Annotated in this window: 14 protein-coding genes; all 14 read right to left on the reverse strand. The window is 43.3% G+C overall.

Annotated features, from left to right (window positions below; genetic code table 11):
• Window positions 1-12: 12 nt before the first annotated feature.
• Entirely contained in the window at window positions 13-474 is a 462-nt protein-coding gene (gene flgC, locus H7992_RS17215; RefSeq protein ID WP_187045408.1) for a flagellar basal body rod protein FlgC, read from the reverse strand.
• Window positions 475-476: 2 nt separating this feature from the next.
• Window positions 477-869 carry a flagellar basal body rod protein FlgB gene (gene flgB / locus H7992_RS17220; RefSeq protein WP_187045409.1) on the reverse strand — a complete coding sequence of 131 codons (393 nt, stop codon included), beginning with the start codon at window positions 867-869 and terminating at the stop codon, window positions 477-479.
• A 340-nt stretch (window positions 870-1,209) separates the two neighbouring features.
• On the reverse strand, window positions 1,210-1,986 hold the full coding sequence (codY, locus tag H7992_RS17225; RefSeq protein WP_067211258.1) for a GTP-sensing pleiotropic transcriptional regulator CodY: 777 nt from the start codon (window positions 1,984-1,986) through the stop codon (window positions 1,210-1,212).
• A gap of 87 nt (window positions 1,987-2,073) precedes the next feature.
• Window positions 2,074-3,474 (reverse strand): ATP-dependent protease ATPase subunit HslU, encoded by a 1,401-nt coding sequence (hslU, locus tag H7992_RS17230; RefSeq protein WP_187045410.1) that lies wholly within the window; start codon window positions 3,472-3,474, stop codon window positions 2,074-2,076.
• Complete coding sequence (gene hslV, locus H7992_RS17235) at window positions 3,471-4,016, reverse strand: ATP-dependent protease subunit HslV (protein ID WP_156476072.1); 546 nt, start codon at window positions 4,014-4,016, stop codon at window positions 3,471-3,473. Before hslV ends, hslU begins: the two co-directional genes overlap by 4 nt.
• Window positions 4,017-4,025: 9 nt before the next feature.
• On the reverse strand, window positions 4,026-4,925 hold the full coding sequence (gene xerC / locus H7992_RS17240; RefSeq protein ID WP_187045411.1) for a tyrosine recombinase XerC: 900 nt from the start codon (window positions 4,923-4,925) through the stop codon (window positions 4,026-4,028).
• Window positions 4,926-5,397: 472 nt separating this feature from the next.
• Window positions 5,398-6,708 (reverse strand): FADH(2)-oxidizing methylenetetrahydrofolate--tRNA-(uracil(54)-C(5))-methyltransferase TrmFO, encoded by a 1,311-nt coding sequence (gene trmFO, locus H7992_RS17245; protein WP_067211268.1) that lies wholly within the window; start codon window positions 6,706-6,708, stop codon window positions 5,398-5,400.
• Window positions 6,709-7,106: 398 nt separating this feature from the next.
• Window positions 7,107-9,182: a type I DNA topoisomerase gene (topA, locus tag H7992_RS17250; protein WP_187045412.1), complete on the reverse strand. Its 2,076-nt coding sequence runs from the start codon at window positions 9,180-9,182 to the stop codon at window positions 7,107-7,109.
• Between the two features lie 392 nt (window positions 9,183-9,574).
• Entirely contained in the window at window positions 9,575-10,462 is an 888-nt protein-coding gene (dprA, locus tag H7992_RS17255; RefSeq protein WP_187045413.1) for a DNA-processing protein DprA, read from the reverse strand.
• Window positions 10,463-10,527: 65 nt separating this feature from the next.
• A complete protein-coding gene (gene sucD, locus H7992_RS17260) occupies window positions 10,528-11,430 on the reverse strand; it encodes a succinate--CoA ligase subunit alpha (RefSeq protein WP_067211276.1) in 903 nt (300 codons plus the stop codon).
• An 18-nt stretch (window positions 11,431-11,448) separates the two neighbouring features.
• Window positions 11,449-12,609, reverse strand: coding sequence for an ADP-forming succinate--CoA ligase subunit beta (sucC, locus tag H7992_RS17265; protein WP_187045414.1), 1,161 nt, complete (start codon window positions 12,607-12,609; stop codon window positions 11,449-11,451).
• Between the two features lie 117 nt (window positions 12,610-12,726).
• Complete coding sequence (locus H7992_RS17270; RefSeq protein WP_067211281.1) at window positions 12,727-13,023, reverse strand: EscU/YscU/HrcU family type III secretion system export apparatus switch protein; 297 nt, start codon at window positions 13,021-13,023, stop codon at window positions 12,727-12,729.
• The gene (locus H7992_RS17275) at window positions 13,020-15,020 is read right to left on the reverse strand and encodes a hypothetical protein (RefSeq protein WP_187045415.1); all 2,001 of its coding nucleotides are present in this window, start codon (window positions 15,018-15,020) and stop codon (window positions 13,020-13,022) included. The genes H7992_RS17270 and H7992_RS17275 overlap by 4 nt, the downstream gene beginning before the upstream one ends.
• Window positions 15,020-15,808: a ribonuclease HII gene (locus H7992_RS17280; RefSeq protein ID WP_370569898.1), complete on the reverse strand. Its 789-nt coding sequence runs from the start codon at window positions 15,806-15,808 to the stop codon at window positions 15,020-15,022. The genes H7992_RS17275 and H7992_RS17280 overlap by 1 nt, the downstream gene beginning before the upstream one ends.
• Between the last annotated feature and the right edge of the window lie 95 nt (window positions 15,809-15,903).

Below are 15,903 nucleotides of genomic sequence, written 5' to 3' on the forward strand. Positions count from 1 at the left end.
CTTCCAGTATCATTATTTGCCGATTTCAAGAGCTTTCATAAGCATTGATTTATTAGCATTAATCACAGTTACATTTGCTTCGTAAGAACGTGTAGCGGACATCAGGTCGATCATTTCTCGCAACGGATCAACATTTGGCATTGAAACATATCCTTCATCATTTGCATCTGGATGAGAAGGATCAAAGACAAGTTTAAATGGCGTTTCGGTATCTTCTTTAATCCTAGAAACCGTAACGCCATTTCCTGCTGAACCTTTTATTTGTTTACCCATCGAAGCATTTAACATCGATGAAAATTGCCCTTCTCGTGGTTGGAATGTAACCGATTTGCGGCGATAGGGTTGCCATTCACCGTCAACCATCTTCCCGCGCGTTGTATCGACGTTAGCCATATTGGATGAAATAACATCCATCCGCATACGTTGCGCAGTCAATGCAGATGCGGATGTATTCAAGCTATGGAATATCGTCAATGTCAGCGACCTCCTTTAATAACATTTTGTAGCGTATTGAACTTTCCGTTAATACGATCGACAACTGCGTTATAGTAAATTTGATTGGCCGCAAGATCTGCCTGTTCCTTATCCATATCCACGCCATTTCCATCTTGGCGATAACGTAGATTCGAGTAATTAAAAACACCGGGATGCGTCGTACTAGACTTAAAATTGATATGCCTCTGGTCTGTTTTATAAGCTTTTAACGAATTCGCTTGCACATCTGAAAAAACTTCTTTAAAACTGACATTTTTCGCTTTATAATTTGGCGTGTCGATATTTGCTATATTCTGTGAAATTGTTTTCCCTTTTGTTGCAGAATAATCTAACCCGCGCTCCAATTGTGTTATCGTCGATCCAAACAAATTCATTGTTTCCACCTCTTGTTCCCTCTATTGGTGAATCAAAATAGTATTCATTTTACATTACTAATCTAGTACTCTTTTCACATACTTCTATTGTAGCGGATTTTGTTGATTCTTGTCTATATTAGAAGAGTAATATCTATTAGTCCAAAACAACCTTTTTTCGAGTGGGTTAATTATATAACTAAGATATTTAGTTCCAAAGTCACCATTTTTCCATTAATTCTATATATCCCCTCCTGTTGTCAGTTAATTCCTTTCATTCCTTTTATTCCGGTTTAAATTTATAATAAAAAAGGCACTTCTTCCTAAACTCAGAAGAAGTGCCTTTTTACCTAATACATACTTATGATTTTTGTTTTTCAAGTTCTTCAAGGAATTTATTATTAAGGACCTTGATATATGTCCCTTTCATTCCTAGGGAACGAGATTCGATAACGCCAGCACTTTCTAGTTTACGAAGTGCATTTACGATTACAGAACGTGTAATACCTACACGGTCTGCAATTTTAGATGCGACTAGTAGACCTTCATTACCATCAAGCTCATGGAAAATGTGCTCAATCGCTTCGTGTTCACTATAAGAAAGGGAATTGATAGCCATTTGAACAACTGCTTTACTACGTGCTTCGATTTCAATTTTCTCTGATTTCTCACGTAAAATTTCCATCCCGACAACAGTAGCACCGTATTCCGCAAGGATCAAATCATCATCCTGGAAATCTTCTTTAAGTCTAGCCAAGATTAGTGTACCAAGACGTTCACCGCCACCAACGATTGGAACAATTGTTGTTAAGCCGTCTTTGAAGAGTTCACGATTTTCAACTGGAAAGACTGTGTGTGAACTGTATACATCCAGATTTGAAGATGTTTCTCTTACTTCAAACAAACGATTTGTATATTCCTCAGGGAATTTACGATCAACGAACATTTGCTTCATGCGTTCGTTTTCGATTTGGTGGTGTATTTCTAAACCAAGTAATTTCCCTTTTCTGCTTACGATAAATGCATTACAGTCGATAACAGAACTAAGCTTCTCAGCCATTTCCTTAAAGTTTACAGGTTTTCCTGCCGATTCTTGTAGCATTGCGTTAATTTCACGTGTTTTTGATAATAAATTCATTTGTTTTTTTCCTCCTCATAATAGTTGCTTAGCGTTTAGTGAATATTCTAAAGGTTTTTAATCATTAAATAAACTAAAACGTTTCAATTAAAGTATAAAATGTGATAAATCTTTATTTTTCGCGATATCTTTCAGCTTTTCATCGACATACGCGGGTGTTATTTTAATCGTTGCCGGTCCGATATCAGCCGCTTCATACGATAGTTCTTCGAGTAATTTCTCCAAGATAGTATGTAGACGCCTTGCACCGATATTCTCCGTATCATCATTCACTTCAAATGCAATTTCAGCAAGTCGGCTAATTGCTTCGTCAGTAAAATCCAAAACAACATTTTCCGTATTGAGCAATTTTTCATATTGACGGATAAGAGAAAAATCAGGCTCTTTTAAAATACGTTCAAAGTCATTCTTCGTCAGCTTTTCAAGTTCGACCCGAATTGGAAAGCGTCCTTGCAGTTCCGGAATAATATCGGAGGGTTTTGACATATGGAACGCCCCTGCCGCAATAAACAAAATGAAATCGGTCTTTACTGTACCGTACTTAGTCGAAACAGTCGAGCCTTCAACGATTGGTAATATATCCCGCTGAACGCCTTCCCGTGAAACATCTGCTGACGAACCACTTCCGCCCCGACTAGCAATTTTGTCCATTTCATCAATGAAGATGATACCTGACTGCTCTGTAAGCTCGATTGCTCGTCTTGAGATTTCATCATGATCAATCAGCTTGTCAGCCTCTTCCGCTTCAAGTGCGATGCGGGCATCCTTTACTTTCATTTTGCGCTTGACTGTCTTTTTCGGCATAAGAGAAGAAAATGCGTCTTGCATATTCGCACCCATCTGTTCCATACCCGACCCTTGTAAAGCGTCAAACATAGATGGCTGCTGTGCAGTAACTTCTACAGTGACCATTTGTTCTTCAAGTTCCCCCGCTTTGAGGCTTGTCGCAATCTCAGAGCGTTTACGCTTCACTTCGGCTACTTCTGCATAATCAGGTTCTTCCTGCTCTGCTTTTTGGCCAAACAACATTTCAAACGGGTTTTGCATACTGCCCATTTTCTTTTTTTCAGGAACAAGTAATTCGATTAGTCGTTCTTCTGCAAGAATAACCGCATGCCCTTTCACAGCTTCACGCTGCTCTTCCCGAACAATTCGAACGCCCGCTTCTGTTAAATCTCTTATCATCGACTCGACATCACGGCCTACATAACCTACTTCTGTAAACTTCGTCGCTTCCACTTTAAGGAATGGAGCATTTACTAGCTTAGCGATTCTTCTCGCGATTTCAGTTTTCCCGACACCTGTCGGGCCAATCATAAGTATGTTTTTCGGTATGATTTCACTTTTCTCGTCATCAGAAAGCAGACTTCTTCTGTACCTGTTACGAATGGCTACAGCCACTGCACGCTTGGCTTTGTCTTGACCGATAATATATCTATCGAGATGTGCAGTCAATTCCTTGGGTGTCAGCTCTTGTCTCTTTATCATTCGAGTACCTCCACAATAATATGATCATTTGTGAAAACGCATATTTCTGCAGCCGTCTCTAGTGCCGCTTGGGCAATTTCTGCTGCAGTGAGCGAATGCCCACTGTACTTTTTCAAAGCCCGGCCAGCCGCAAGTGCGTAATGGCCACCTGAACCGATTGCCAAAACACCATCATCCGGTTCAATTACTTCTCCTGTTCCAGACACGAGTAACAAACGCTCGTTATCCATTACAAGGAGCATCGCCTCAAGTTTCCGTAGAATCCGGTCACCACGCCATTCTTTCGCAAGTTCAACAGAAGCCCTTTGAAGGTTGCCATTGTACTCTGTCAGTTTGGCTTCGAACAATTCGAATAGCGTAAAAGCGTCCGCTACCGATCCCGCAAAACCTGCCAGTACTTTACCACCAAAAATTCGGCGGACTTTTTTTGCCGTATGTTTCATGACGACTGCATTTCCTACCGTCACTTGCCCATCGCCTGACATGGCACAAGACCCTTCATGGCGAATGGCAAAGATTGTCGTTGCATGGAATTCCATCAGATCATCCTCCTATGCTCGCGGATGCGTATTCATATATGTTTTCCTTAAATGCTCTTTTGTTATATGTGTATACACTTGCGTTGAAGATAAGTGACTGTGTCCAAGTAGCTCCTGAACGGTTCTCATGTCGGCGCCCCCCGCCAAAAGGTGGGTGGCAAAAGAGTGGCGAATCATATGTGGATAGATTTTAGAGTGAAGTGATGCGCGTTCCATCATCATGCTTAAGATATGGCGCACACCTCGATCAGTCAGTGGGTCTCCCCGCAAATTGACGAACAGCATGTCGTGCTCTTTCTGTTTCATCAAATTCAGTCTACTTTTCTCACGATAAGCATCCAGTGCAGATTGCGCAAAACTACCGAATGGTACATATCGTTCCTTACGTCCTTTTCCCATTACCAAAACAATGCCAAGGTGATCATCGATATCATGCGTTTTGACAGCAGTCAGCTCGCTGACCCGCATGCCGGTTGCGTAGAGTAATTCAAGGAGTGCATAATCACGCAAAGACTTTCTATCTTCCCCCTTACAGGATGAAAATAAGGACTCCATTTCCTCTTCATAAAAAAAAGCCGGAAGTCTTTCTTCCTTCTTCGGGTGATGGAGAGAACGAAATGCGCTATCACTAATGTCATACCTGTCATTTGAAAATTTAAAAAAGGAACGGATAGAAGATATTTTTCTAGAAATCGATGCTCTCGATAAACCCAAGTCATACAGTTCAGTAGCATAAAGTCTTGCTTCAGGGTAAGTCACATCGTTCAAATCTGTAATTCCTTCGACTTCCAGGAACGACAGAAATGCATCAACATCTTTTTCATACTCTGATACTGTGTGATATGAATAGTTCTTTTCTAAGCGTACGTACGAAATGTATTCATCACGGATGATAGAAGGTTGTACTGTCATACACTTCATCCTCCCTGAATAAAAAGCCTTTAAGTTATTAAAGTATTTCGAGTCATTTGAATAATAACACATTATTTACGAAACGTCATAGTAAAGCGAGTTGACTAATAGCCGAAAGAAAGCGACTAATCCAGAAATTCAAAAGTCATCCACGATTCACTATACAATACATGTTGATCCTACGGCAACTATCAATAGCCAAGAAGTCTGACCTCTTTCAATTTGTTCATGTTCCTGACACAATTTGTTCATATACAGAGCAAAAGCACTGTAATCTAGACGTCAATTCTCTTATTCGCAACTTATCCATCGTACTAGATTTTATAATTTCCAATATAAATTGAAATGAATAATTCCTTGTAAGGCACCTTCGCTTAGTTTATATAGGTATTCATGGCCAACGTAATTTAGACAATTAAAAGGAGAAGGCTTGGAATACATCCCTAGCCTTCTCCTTTTAATATCAAATTATTCAAGATAGTGATACTAACTGAAACTCACTAATCGCTTTAAGTGCACGTTCTGCATGCTTCTCAGCACGTTCCAATTTGGTCCTAACGCGTTTACCAAGTTCCGGGAAAAGACCAAAATTGATATTCATGGGCTGGAAGTTCTGCGGATTGGCTTCAGTGACATATCGCGCCATGCTCCCGAGTGCTGTTTCGTGCGGGAAAAGGATTAATTCTTTACCAAGTGCCAGATTGGCGGCGTTAATGCCGGCTATTAAGCCCGAACCTGCCGATTCAACATACCCTTCTACACCAGTCATCTGTCCTGCGAAAAATACATTGGAGTTTGCCTTTAACTGATAAGTCGCATCAAGCACACGTGGTGAGTTAATAAATGTGTTACGATGCATGACACCATAGCGGACGATTTCAACGTTTTCAAGACCCGGGATAAGCCTGATTACTTCCTTTTGCGCGCCCCATTTCATATGCGTTTGAAACCCTACGATGTTGAATAGAGTACCAGCAGCATCATCTTGACGAAGCTGAATGACTGCTTTTGCAAGTTTTCCTGTTACCGGATGTTCGAGTCCAACTGGTTTAAGTGCGCCGAATAACAAAGTCTGTGCTCCGCGCTGGGCAACCACTTCCACCGGCATACATCCTTCGAAGTAGATTTCTTTTTCGAACTCTTTAAGGGGTACAATTTCTGCCGCCACAAGCGCATTATAGAATCGTTCAAATTCTTCCTCATTCATTGGGCAGTTTAAATAGGCTGCTTCGCCTTTATCATAACGAGATTTTAAATAGACTTTGTCCATATCAATGGAGTCTTTTTCTATAATTGGTGCTGCAGCATCATAGAAATATAAATATTCCTCGCCTGTCAGTTTACGAATTTGTTCAGCAAGTGCCGGTGATGTCAGCGGACCCGTCGCAATAATCGTAATGCCTTCCGGTAGTTCCGTCACTTCTTCATTTATAATTTCGATAAGTGGATGGTTTCGAATCGTGTCGGTAACATGGCCAGCGAACTCGTGGCGGTCGACTGCCAATGCCCCTCCAGCAGGAACCGCACAAGCGTCAGCTGCTCGAATAATGAGAGAGTCGAGCATCCTCATTTCTTCTTTGATAATTCCAACTGCATTCGTCAAATTGTTCGCGCGCAACGAGTTACTGCACACGAGCTCAGCAAATTTGTCTGTATGATGCGCAGGCGTCTGTTTTACCGGTCGCATTTCATATAAACGTACGTTTACTCCACGGCTAGCAATTTGCCATGCAGCCTCACTCCCAGCGAGGCCAGCACCTATCACATTTACGATGGGTGTCATCCCGTCACCTTCTCTCTAATGTTCTTGTTGTCTAGGCTTCAGCGCCTAGCCCCTCAAGTCACTTCAGTCTTGCTGATAAAGGCAAAGTACACCTTTATCACAAGCTCTCCAGCGCTTTTCGGGGCTGAACAGGCGCTTCCGCTTTTCTCATTGTCCAGACTCCAGCGCCTAGGGGCTAGGGTCATAAGCCAGCCCAGCTATGCGGCAAAGTACGCCGCGTCGCCGGTCCGTCTTATGCCTGTCGCCCCTGACCAGGCGCTTCCGCTTTTCTCTGTTGTCCAGACTCCGGGCGCCAGATGCTCGGGTCATAAGTCGTTTCGGCTGCGCGGCAAAGTACGCCACTTCGCCAAACCGCCTTATGCCTGCCGCATCTAGGCGGCGCCCTCCGCTTTTCTTTTTTACTGCGTATCTTCTTTATAATCACATTCTGTACATTGAATCTGTACACCTTTTTTCAGTTTCTTTTCAACTAGCGTGCTTTCGCATTTCGGACATGGTCTTGTAATTGGCTTATCCCATGAAACGTATTCACATTCCGGATATCTGTCACAGCCATAAAATATACGTTTTGTCTTACTTTTCCGTTCGACGACTTGTCCTTCTTTACATGTTGGACAAGTCACACCGATTGGTTTGATAATAGCTTTCGTATTGCGGCAATCCGGAAAATCGGAACAAGCCATGAACTTGCCGTATCGACCCAATTTATAGACCATAGGAGAACCGCATTTCTCACAGTCTTCGCCAGCTGGTTCATCTTTGATTTCTATTTTTTCCATCTCTGCATCTGCGATTTGCACATGCTTCTCAAAATCGCCATAGAAGTTATCAATAACCTTCTTCCATTTAATCAGACCATGCTCCACATTATCAAGTTCTTTTTCCATTTGAGCTGTAAACTCAAGGTCGATAATATTAGGGAAGTATTGATCTACGGCCTGGTGAACAATACCGCCAAGTTCTGTCGGAAGGAATCTTTTCGCATCGAGGACGACATAACCTCGTTTTTGGATTGTGTCGAGCGTCGGTGCGTATGTTGATGGACGACCTATTCCCTGCTCCTCAAGCGTCTTGACCAATCTCGCTTCCGAAAACCTCGGTGGCGGCTGGGTAAAGTGCTGTTTGGGATCGATTTCACTAAACTTCACTTGTTCGCCTTCTTCAAGCGGCGGGAGGATACGGTCTTTCTCCTCTTCTTTATCATCATCACCTTCAACATACACTTTCATGAACCCTTGGAATTTAACTTGCGAACCATTCGCCCTGAAGCGAACATCACCATTCACAAGATCGACCGCAACCGTATCGAGTACCGCTGGCGCCATTTGACTGGCGACGAGTCGTTCCCATATGAGTTTATAAAGCCGTAGTTGATCCCGTGACAATACTGTTTTCATAGCTGCAGGTGGTCGCATAACAGATGTCGGGCGTACTGCCTCGTGTGCGTCCTGCGTTTTTGCGGTACTGCTTTTAGCTGCCGGCTTTGATGTCGCTACAAATTCTTGCCCATACATTGTTTCGATGAATGATCTTGCTTCCTCTTTTGCGCTATCGGCAATTCGAGTCGAATCAGTTCTCATGTACGTAATTAGACCAACTTGACCTTCTTTACCAAGGTTGATCCCTTCATAAAGCTGTTGGGCAAGCATCATTGTTTTTTTCGCTCGGAAGTTTAGCTTTCGTGCCGCTTCCTGTTGCAAAGATGAAGTGGTGAACGGCAATGCTGGATTTCGTTTGCGTTCTTTTTTAACCACATTCGCAATATCGAATGTATCTCCGCTTAACCGGCTTAAGATTTCATCGACCTGTTGTTTGTCTGTAAGTTTTACTTTTTTCTTCGAATCGCCAAAGAAATCCGCTTCGAATATTGTATCGTCTTTTTCGAATTGACCGGAGATGCTCCAGTATTCTTCAGGAACGAATGCATTGATTTCATTTTCTCTGTCGATAATCATGCGAAGTGCAACGGATTGAACCCGGCCAGCGGATAACCCTTTTTTCACTTTTTTCCAAAGTATAGGGCTGATGTTGTAGCCTACAAGTCGATCTAAAATGCGGCGTGCTTGTTGAGCATCGACACGATCCATATCGATTGGACGTGGATTCTTAAATGATTCTTTAATTGCTTCTTTTGTTATTTCATTGAAAACAACTCGACAATCTGATTCGATATCTACGCCAAGCTGGTTTGCCAAATGCCATGCAATCGCTTCCCCTTCTCTGTCGGGGTCAGCTGCGAGAAAGATTTTTTTAGCTTTTTTAGCTTCTTTTTTCAAGTCTTGAAGAATTGGGCCTTTGCCGCGAATCGTAATGTATTTCGGTTCGAAATCATTTTCGGTATCTACGCCCATCTGACTTCGTGGAAGATCACGTAAATGCCCGAGTGATGCACGCACTTTATATTTTTTTCCGAGATAGCGTTCAATCGTTTTTGCCTTTGCGGGCGATTCCACAATTACTAGGTAGTCTGCCATTAAGTGTATGCCTCCTTAAAGAGGTTTTGTATTTATTCATCAAAAGAGGTAGTTCAAAAAGTCCGGACTTGCACAGGACATGCTGACTTCTGTGTTACCGCAGGACGCGGAGTCTTTAACAGAAGTTCATTAATAGCTGTCGAAGAGCTGCTCGAAGCGGATCACGCGGCTGTTGCCACAGGACGTGGCGATCTTAGGCTGCGTTATTGTCAGCTTGCTCTTCCGCTCCTCACATATAAACAACATACGCTGCGGTGCTCGAAGGCTACGCTTCCAATTACTCCTCGGCTTTTTTGTCCTTCCTTTTGAACTTTAACCCAAAAGAATATCTGTTGCAAAATGTATACCAGTTTTAAGATTAAAGCAACCTTTTCAATGAAAAAGAGTTTTATTCATCCATTGAAAACGAGTGATTCGACGATTTGGAACCCGTTCCATACCGGTCTTGCACCTTCATCTATCAACCTATTTGGACCAGCTGATAACAGTGATGTGACTGGCCCGGGAACTGCATAGATATCTTTCCCGTGATCAAGTGCATGTTCGACCGTACTCATCGTTCCACTTTTATCTGCCGATTCGGTGACAACGACCGCATCTGACAACCCGCTTATGATACGATTGCGCATCGGAAAAGTCCAACGTTCCGGGTTTACATATGGTGGGTATTCTGTAATTAGAAGATGATTTAGTGCTATTCTTTCGGCGAGTGCACGATTCTCTTTCGGGTAAAGATGGAAAAATCCATGCCCAAGTACTGCAATTGTTTTACCGCCGTATTTAAGTGCTGCTATATGCGCCATCGTGTCGGCTCCCGTTGCTAATCCCGATACGATAATAGCTCCATTTTCTACAAGTGGAGGTACAATAAGCGACATCACTTCTCGTGAATAAACAGTTGCTTTCCGGGCTCCAATAATAGCCACTTTAAATTGTTTCGCGAGTAATGTGTGGTCCCCTTTTGCATAGAGAACTGCCGGAGGATCAATAAGTACGTGTAACTGGTCAGGATATAAGGGATTGGTGAACGGGATTGGGGTGATTGCATTCCGCTCATATAACGCTTCGTAGGGGGTGTCTGCGTTACGGTCTAGACTGTCTTTCAATTGACTCGCTTTTGACACAGAGATGTTTAGGATATGAGCAAGTTCAACCGCCTTGTAAACATATAACTTTTCAAGATTGGGGTCTATCTCGTAAAGTCTGTTTAATCTGTTCAAAGGCACCGGAAATACATAGTGGAGCGCTAGTAATCGCCTTTCGGCATCTGACAGTACCATCGAATCCCTCCTTTTTAAGTAAAAAAAAGATGCAGCGCATAAACTAGCACGCTGCATCTTTCATATTAATGTGTTTTACACTTTTCGTATAGACCTTTTTCTTTAATTACTTTAATTAATGTTTCGCCGATAACAGATGGCGTGTCCGCAACTTCAACGCCTGCAGCGTTAAGTGCTTTGATTTTCTCAGCAGCTGTTCCTTTACCGCCGGAAATGATGGCACCAGCATGGCCCATACGTTTTCCTTCAGGAGCTGTTTGACCACCGATAAAGCCAACAACAGGCTTCGTCATGTTCGCTTGAATCCACGCAGCTGCTTCTTCTTCACCAGTTCCACCGATTTCACCGATCATAACTACTGCATATGTCTCAGGATCTTCGTTGAATTCTTTTAGTACATCGATGAAGTTTGTTCCATTAACTGGGTCTCCGCCGATACCAACAGAAGTTGACTGTCCGATTCCAGCGTTCGTCAATTGAAGAACTGCTTCATACGTCAGTGTACCTGAACGTGAAACAACGCCTACATGGCCTTTTGTATTAATGTAGCCAGGCATGATGCCGATTTTACATTCGTCTGCAGTGATAACACCCGGACAGTTTGGACCGACAAGACGTGTTTTCTTGCCTTCCATGTAGCGCTTAACTTTGACCATATCAAGTACTGGGATATGTTCTGTAATACAGATTGTCATGTCAAGTTCTGCTTCTACTGCTTCAAGGATTGCATCTGCAGCAAATGGAGCTGGAACATAAATAACTGATACGTTTGCGCCTGTTGCTTTTACAGCTTCTTCAACTGTGTTGAAAACAGGAACACCCGCCGCTTCAGTTCCACCTTTACCAGGTGTAACTCCGCCAACAATTTTCGTTCCGTACTCTAGCATTTGTTCTGTATGGAAAAGTGCTGTAGCACCTGTAATTCCTTGTACGATAACTTTTGTATCTTTGTTAATAAAAATACTCATCGTTTGTCCCTGCCTTTCTTAACCTACTAGTTCTACAATCTTTTTAGCACCGTCTGCCATCGTGTCAGCAGCGATGATGTTCAAACCTGATTCATTCAATAGTGCTTTACCTAAGTCGACGTTTGTACCTTCCAAACGAACAACAAGTGGTACTTGTAGACCTACTTCTTTAGATGCAGCAATAACACCTTCAGCAATAACGTCACACTTCATAATACCACCGAAAATGTTGACGAAAATCCCTTTGACATTTGAGTCAGAAAGGATGATTTTGAACGCTTCTGTAACTTTTTCAGCCGTTGCACTACCACCAACGTCAAGGAAGTTAGCAGGTGAACCACCGAAGTAGTTAATCGTATCCATTGTAGCCATTGCAAGACCTGCACCGTTAACCATACAACCAACGTTTCCGTCAAGAGAAATATAGCTTAGGTCAAATTTTGAAGCTTCGATTTCTTTTGGATCTTCTTCATCATAGTCGCGAAGTGCTTGGATATCTTTATGACGGTATAGTGCACTGTCGTCAAAGTTGAATTTCGCGTCAAGAGCAAGTACATCGTCACCAGCTGTTACAACTAGTGGGTTAATTTCAACAATAGATGCGTCTTTTTCTACGAACACTTGGTAAAGTCCAAGCATGAATTTCGCTGCTTTGTTTACAAGGTGCGTAGGGATGTTCATGTTATATGCCATGCGGCGTGCTTGGAATCCAGTCAAACCAACAACTGGGTCGATGACTTCTTTGAAAATCTTTTCAGGTGTTGCTTCCGCAACTTCCTCGATGTCCATTCCGCCTTCTTCAGAACCCATAAGTGTTACACGGTCTGTTGCACTGTCAAGGACAAGTCCAAGATAGTATTCTTTTTTGATATCAGAACCTTCTTCGATAAGAAGACGTTTGATCTCTTTACCTTCTGGGCCTGTTTGGTGAGTCACAAGTGTCTTACCAATCAATTCTTTAGCATAAGCACGAACTTCATCAAGATTTTTTGCAATCTTAACGCCGCCCGCTTTCCCACGTCCACCCGCGTGGATTTGTGCTTTAACTACGATAATGTCTGTACCTAGTTCCTTTGCAGCTTTTACTGCTTCCTCAGGAGAGAAAGCAACAAGACCGTTAGAAACTGCTACACCATATTCTCTTAGTAGCTGTTTGCCTTGATATTCATGGATATTCATCTTACATCCTCCATTCGTACTTCTAAGCTATTTAATTTACTGCCTTATCCATTGTAGTAAACATGTCAAACAATGTCCACAATTGAATTCCAAATGTAGAAATTTGTCGAATCTATTTCAAACTTTCATTTTTCGTTTTGCTCCATGTTCGCGGTCAATCTGATAAATGTAGGCAAATACTTCGGATACTGCTTTGTACAATTCTTCTGGAATTGATTCGTTAACGTTTAGTTGCCCTAAAATTTCAACGAGGCTTGGATCTTCCTGAATGGGAATATTATTCGCCTTTGCTTTTTCCAATATATTTTCGGCGATTTTCCCTTTCCCTTTCGCGACTACTTTTGGAGCACCTGCCGAAAACGGTTCATACGAAAGGGCGACCGCCTCTTTTCGAGTATGACGTTCTTCTGTCATATGCGGAAGTCAACTCCTTGCCCATCAATTTTCATTGTTTTCTTCTGTTTCTGCACGTTTTTTTCTTCCTCGATAAAATTCTTAAAGAAAACCCCTGACAATTTATAGCCCGTCGACTCGAGTCCCACTTTCAATCTCTCCTGAAGAGACCCTCCTCCAATCGACTTAAGCGTCTCATCTGCATTAAAGATGGTCACCATTACGACCCTATTCTGGACTTGCATATCGATAATCGTCTTGTTAATAGAGTCGAGTTCGAGATAAAAAAGAATTCGTGCATAGTCAGCATCTATTTTTCCATCTTTTTGCATTTGTCCATTCCACTGCAATGTCGCATCGATACGCTTGCCAAAAAACTCAAGTGGAACTTGCATAATCAGTTGATGTTGCACACCGTTTTCCCCCGACTGGAGTAACTGCCCATTCATCCTCGTAACGACTGTTTCTGCAGCATCACGGAGAGCCACCGAGACAGATGGATCATGCATCAGAGCCAGTAGCTGCGGTTTCAACATTTCCGCAAGACGTCCGAAATCAGGTTCTTTTCCGAGTAACCCCGCCTCATAATTGAGCCCGAATGAACGTATGACCGTTTGTAGCGCATCTTTCAACGCTTTTCCATCAATCATCGAAGCAACGGCGACTTCTGCTGCCTGCACCGTTTTCTGGATAGCTGGGTTACCAGATCGTTCCGCCCTTTGCAGTAGTACCGCTAACTTCTCAGTCCCTTGCTGACCGAGTAGGGTGAGTAATTGTTCTTTATGCCCCTCCGCTAAGGTACTAGTTTGGAAAGGGGTTACGGCTGCATTTTCTGCCGTTATCCGCGTATATGCCTGACTGAATTCCTGAACAAACTTCGTTGGCGATTGTGCAATTGGTTGTGCATTTACGGCTCGATCAATCATTGCCGTGAGCACCGTTTTCTGCTGTGCATTTGTCCCCGGATCGGATGAAATTAACGTTTTCAAGTTTTCCAACGGGACTTTCTGTTGAGCTGGCGGAGCTTCTCCAATCTGCTTGAGCATTGACAGCACCTGCTGCACAATCGGTGTTGACGCTAAAGGAGCTTGAGGCTGAATGGCGGCCTGTCTATTCATAGTTGTGACGGGAACGTCCTGCGGTCCTGCCAGGACTGATTGCGATGCAGTTAAGGCATTACTTGGTCGTGCAACGCCTTCTCCTGAAATCAATGAAGCGAGCACTTGCGGCAAGTTTGCAAGAGATGTCCGTTCCGGTAAAACACCCGCACTTTTCAACATTTGCAGGGTAGCAAAACGGTCTTCTCCAGGCGCGGAACGATCCAATAACGTGAGGATAGATTGGCCTAGTAGCGCTCCTCCTGTCACCTGGGCAAACGGCTTGGCCATCTTCTCTAGCGCAGATAAAATCGCATCTTTGACCTGCGACGTAACCGTGTTATCCAGGGCCAACGCATTTCGCAACGAAGTCAAAACACTATGCAACCCTTCTTTTGTTTCGACTCCTAAAAGTGACCGAAAGATATTCTCAGTAAGCGGCAATTTCAGCTCAATCATCTTCTGAAGTGACGCGAGTGCTTCATTGCGCGCGGCTGGCGGTACGCCTTTTAATAACGTTTCCGCCTCCAGCAAACTATCCCGCGTCATCGGAATTTTATTCTTCATGACGAACGCCAACAATGCTTGCATTTCTGGCGTCTTTGGCAATTGCATTGCATCCATTAATCCGCCGAGTTGCCGCGCCTGCCCTTCTGTAGCTTGAAGGGGTCCTGAAATGATCTTCAGTTGCAATTCTGGCTTAACTGCATTTACTTGAAAGTAGTAGGAGTCACCCGCTCTCATCGGAATTTCCAATTTAGCGAATACCTTTTGTCCACCAATTTGGACTTCAGCCATTTGGCCGGGATAAAGCTGCTTAATCTGCCCATGGACCATTTGACCTTCATTCAAGACAAGCGGCCTATTTGGGACTGCGCCCGCCGCCTGACTTGCCGATACTGCCGCAGCAGGAAAATTCATCAGTTCTTCCTCCCTCCGTCCAACATTGATTTAACAGGTTCGAAAGTTGTACGGTGATGTTCACACGGTCCATGTTTTTGAAGCGCTAGAACATGTTCCCCAGTCCCATATCCCGCGTTTTTCTTGAAATTATACATAGGAAAGTCGTTATGTAAATTATCCATAATGGCATCTCTCGTTGTTTTTGCAATAATCGATGCAGCCGCCACAGCTAAACTCAACGCATCACCTTTAATGACTGATTCTGTAGGACAGTTTACAGCGAGTTTCATGGCATCCACGATTACGAAATCAGGATTGACAGTAAGTCCCTCTACCGCCTGTTCCATCGAATCCCTTGTTGCGGCGTAAATATTCATATCATCAATCATATGGGCTGATTGGATATGCGCTGAATAAGCGATAGCGACGCTTTTTATCTGTTCCGCAAGCCGTTCTCGTTCTGCCTTTGATATAGCCTTTGAATCATCCAGTCCAATAAGTTCCGGCGTTTCGCGTGGCAGAATAACCGCTGCGGTGACCACAGGACCCGCTAACGGTCCTCTCCCCGCCTCATCCACCCCAGCGATCAACGCACCTTCAAACGGCGCGTACGACCTATCAAACGCTTCTTTCAGCATATGATTATGTTCTATGGCTTTCCGCTTTTCATACTGGCGCTTCCAGCGACTAAGTGCATTTTGCACGCCTGTTCTTGAATCCTGCTCCAGCACTTCCATCCAAGACTCCGGTTCTTTAACATGTGTCAGCCGTTCCGTAATTTCCTTTATCGTTTTCAATCTGATCACTCTCCAGTAACAGTCGACTTATCGATCCATCTCTTTATTAGTATATCGGCTATCTTTGTCACTTTTCGACTCCCATAAAAGAAAAGGCCGATTGC

Source organism: Sporosarcina sp. resist (assembly GCF_014302295.1).
GTDB lineage: Bacteria > Bacillota > Bacilli > Bacillales_A > Planococcaceae > Sporosarcina > Sporosarcina psychrophila.

Excerpts from the sequence above, each read along its gene's own strand:
- flgB (WP_187045409.1), bottom strand. The coding sequence starts at position 869 with ATGAATTTGTTTGGATCGACGATAACACAATTGGAGCGCGGGTTAGAT.
- codY (WP_067211258.1), bottom strand. The coding sequence starts at position 1,986 with ATGAATTTATTATCAAAAACACGTGAAATTAACGCAATGCTACAAGAA.
- hslU (WP_187045410.1), bottom strand. The coding sequence starts at position 3,474 with ATGATAAAGAGACAAGAGCTGACACCCAAGGAATTGACTGCACATCTC.
- xerC (WP_187045411.1), bottom strand. The coding sequence starts at position 4,925 with ATGACAGTACAACCTTCTATCATCCGTGATGAATACATTTCGTACGTA.
- trmFO (WP_067211268.1), bottom strand. The coding sequence starts at position 6,708 with ATGACACCCATCGTAAATGTGATAGGTGCTGGCCTCGCTGGGAGTGAG.
- topA (WP_187045412.1), bottom strand. The coding sequence starts at position 9,182 with ATGGCAGACTACCTAGTAATTGTGGAATCGCCCGCAAAGGCAAAAACG.
- dprA (WP_187045413.1), bottom strand. The coding sequence starts at position 10,462 with ATGGTACTGTCAGATGCCGAAAGGCGATTACTAGCGCTCCACTATGTA.
- sucD (WP_067211276.1), bottom strand. The coding sequence starts at position 11,430 with ATGAGTATTTTTATTAACAAAGATACAAAAGTTATCGTACAAGGAATT.
- sucC (WP_187045414.1), bottom strand. The coding sequence starts at position 12,609 with ATGAATATCCATGAATATCAAGGCAAACAGCTACTAAGAGAATATGGT.
- H7992_RS17270 (WP_067211281.1), bottom strand. The coding sequence starts at position 13,023 with ATGACAGAAGAACGTCATACTCGAAAAGAGGCGGTCGCCCTTTCGTAT.
- H7992_RS17275 (WP_187045415.1), bottom strand. The coding sequence starts at position 15,020 with ATGAATTTTCCTGCTGCGGCAGTATCGGCAAGTCAGGCGGCGGGCGCA.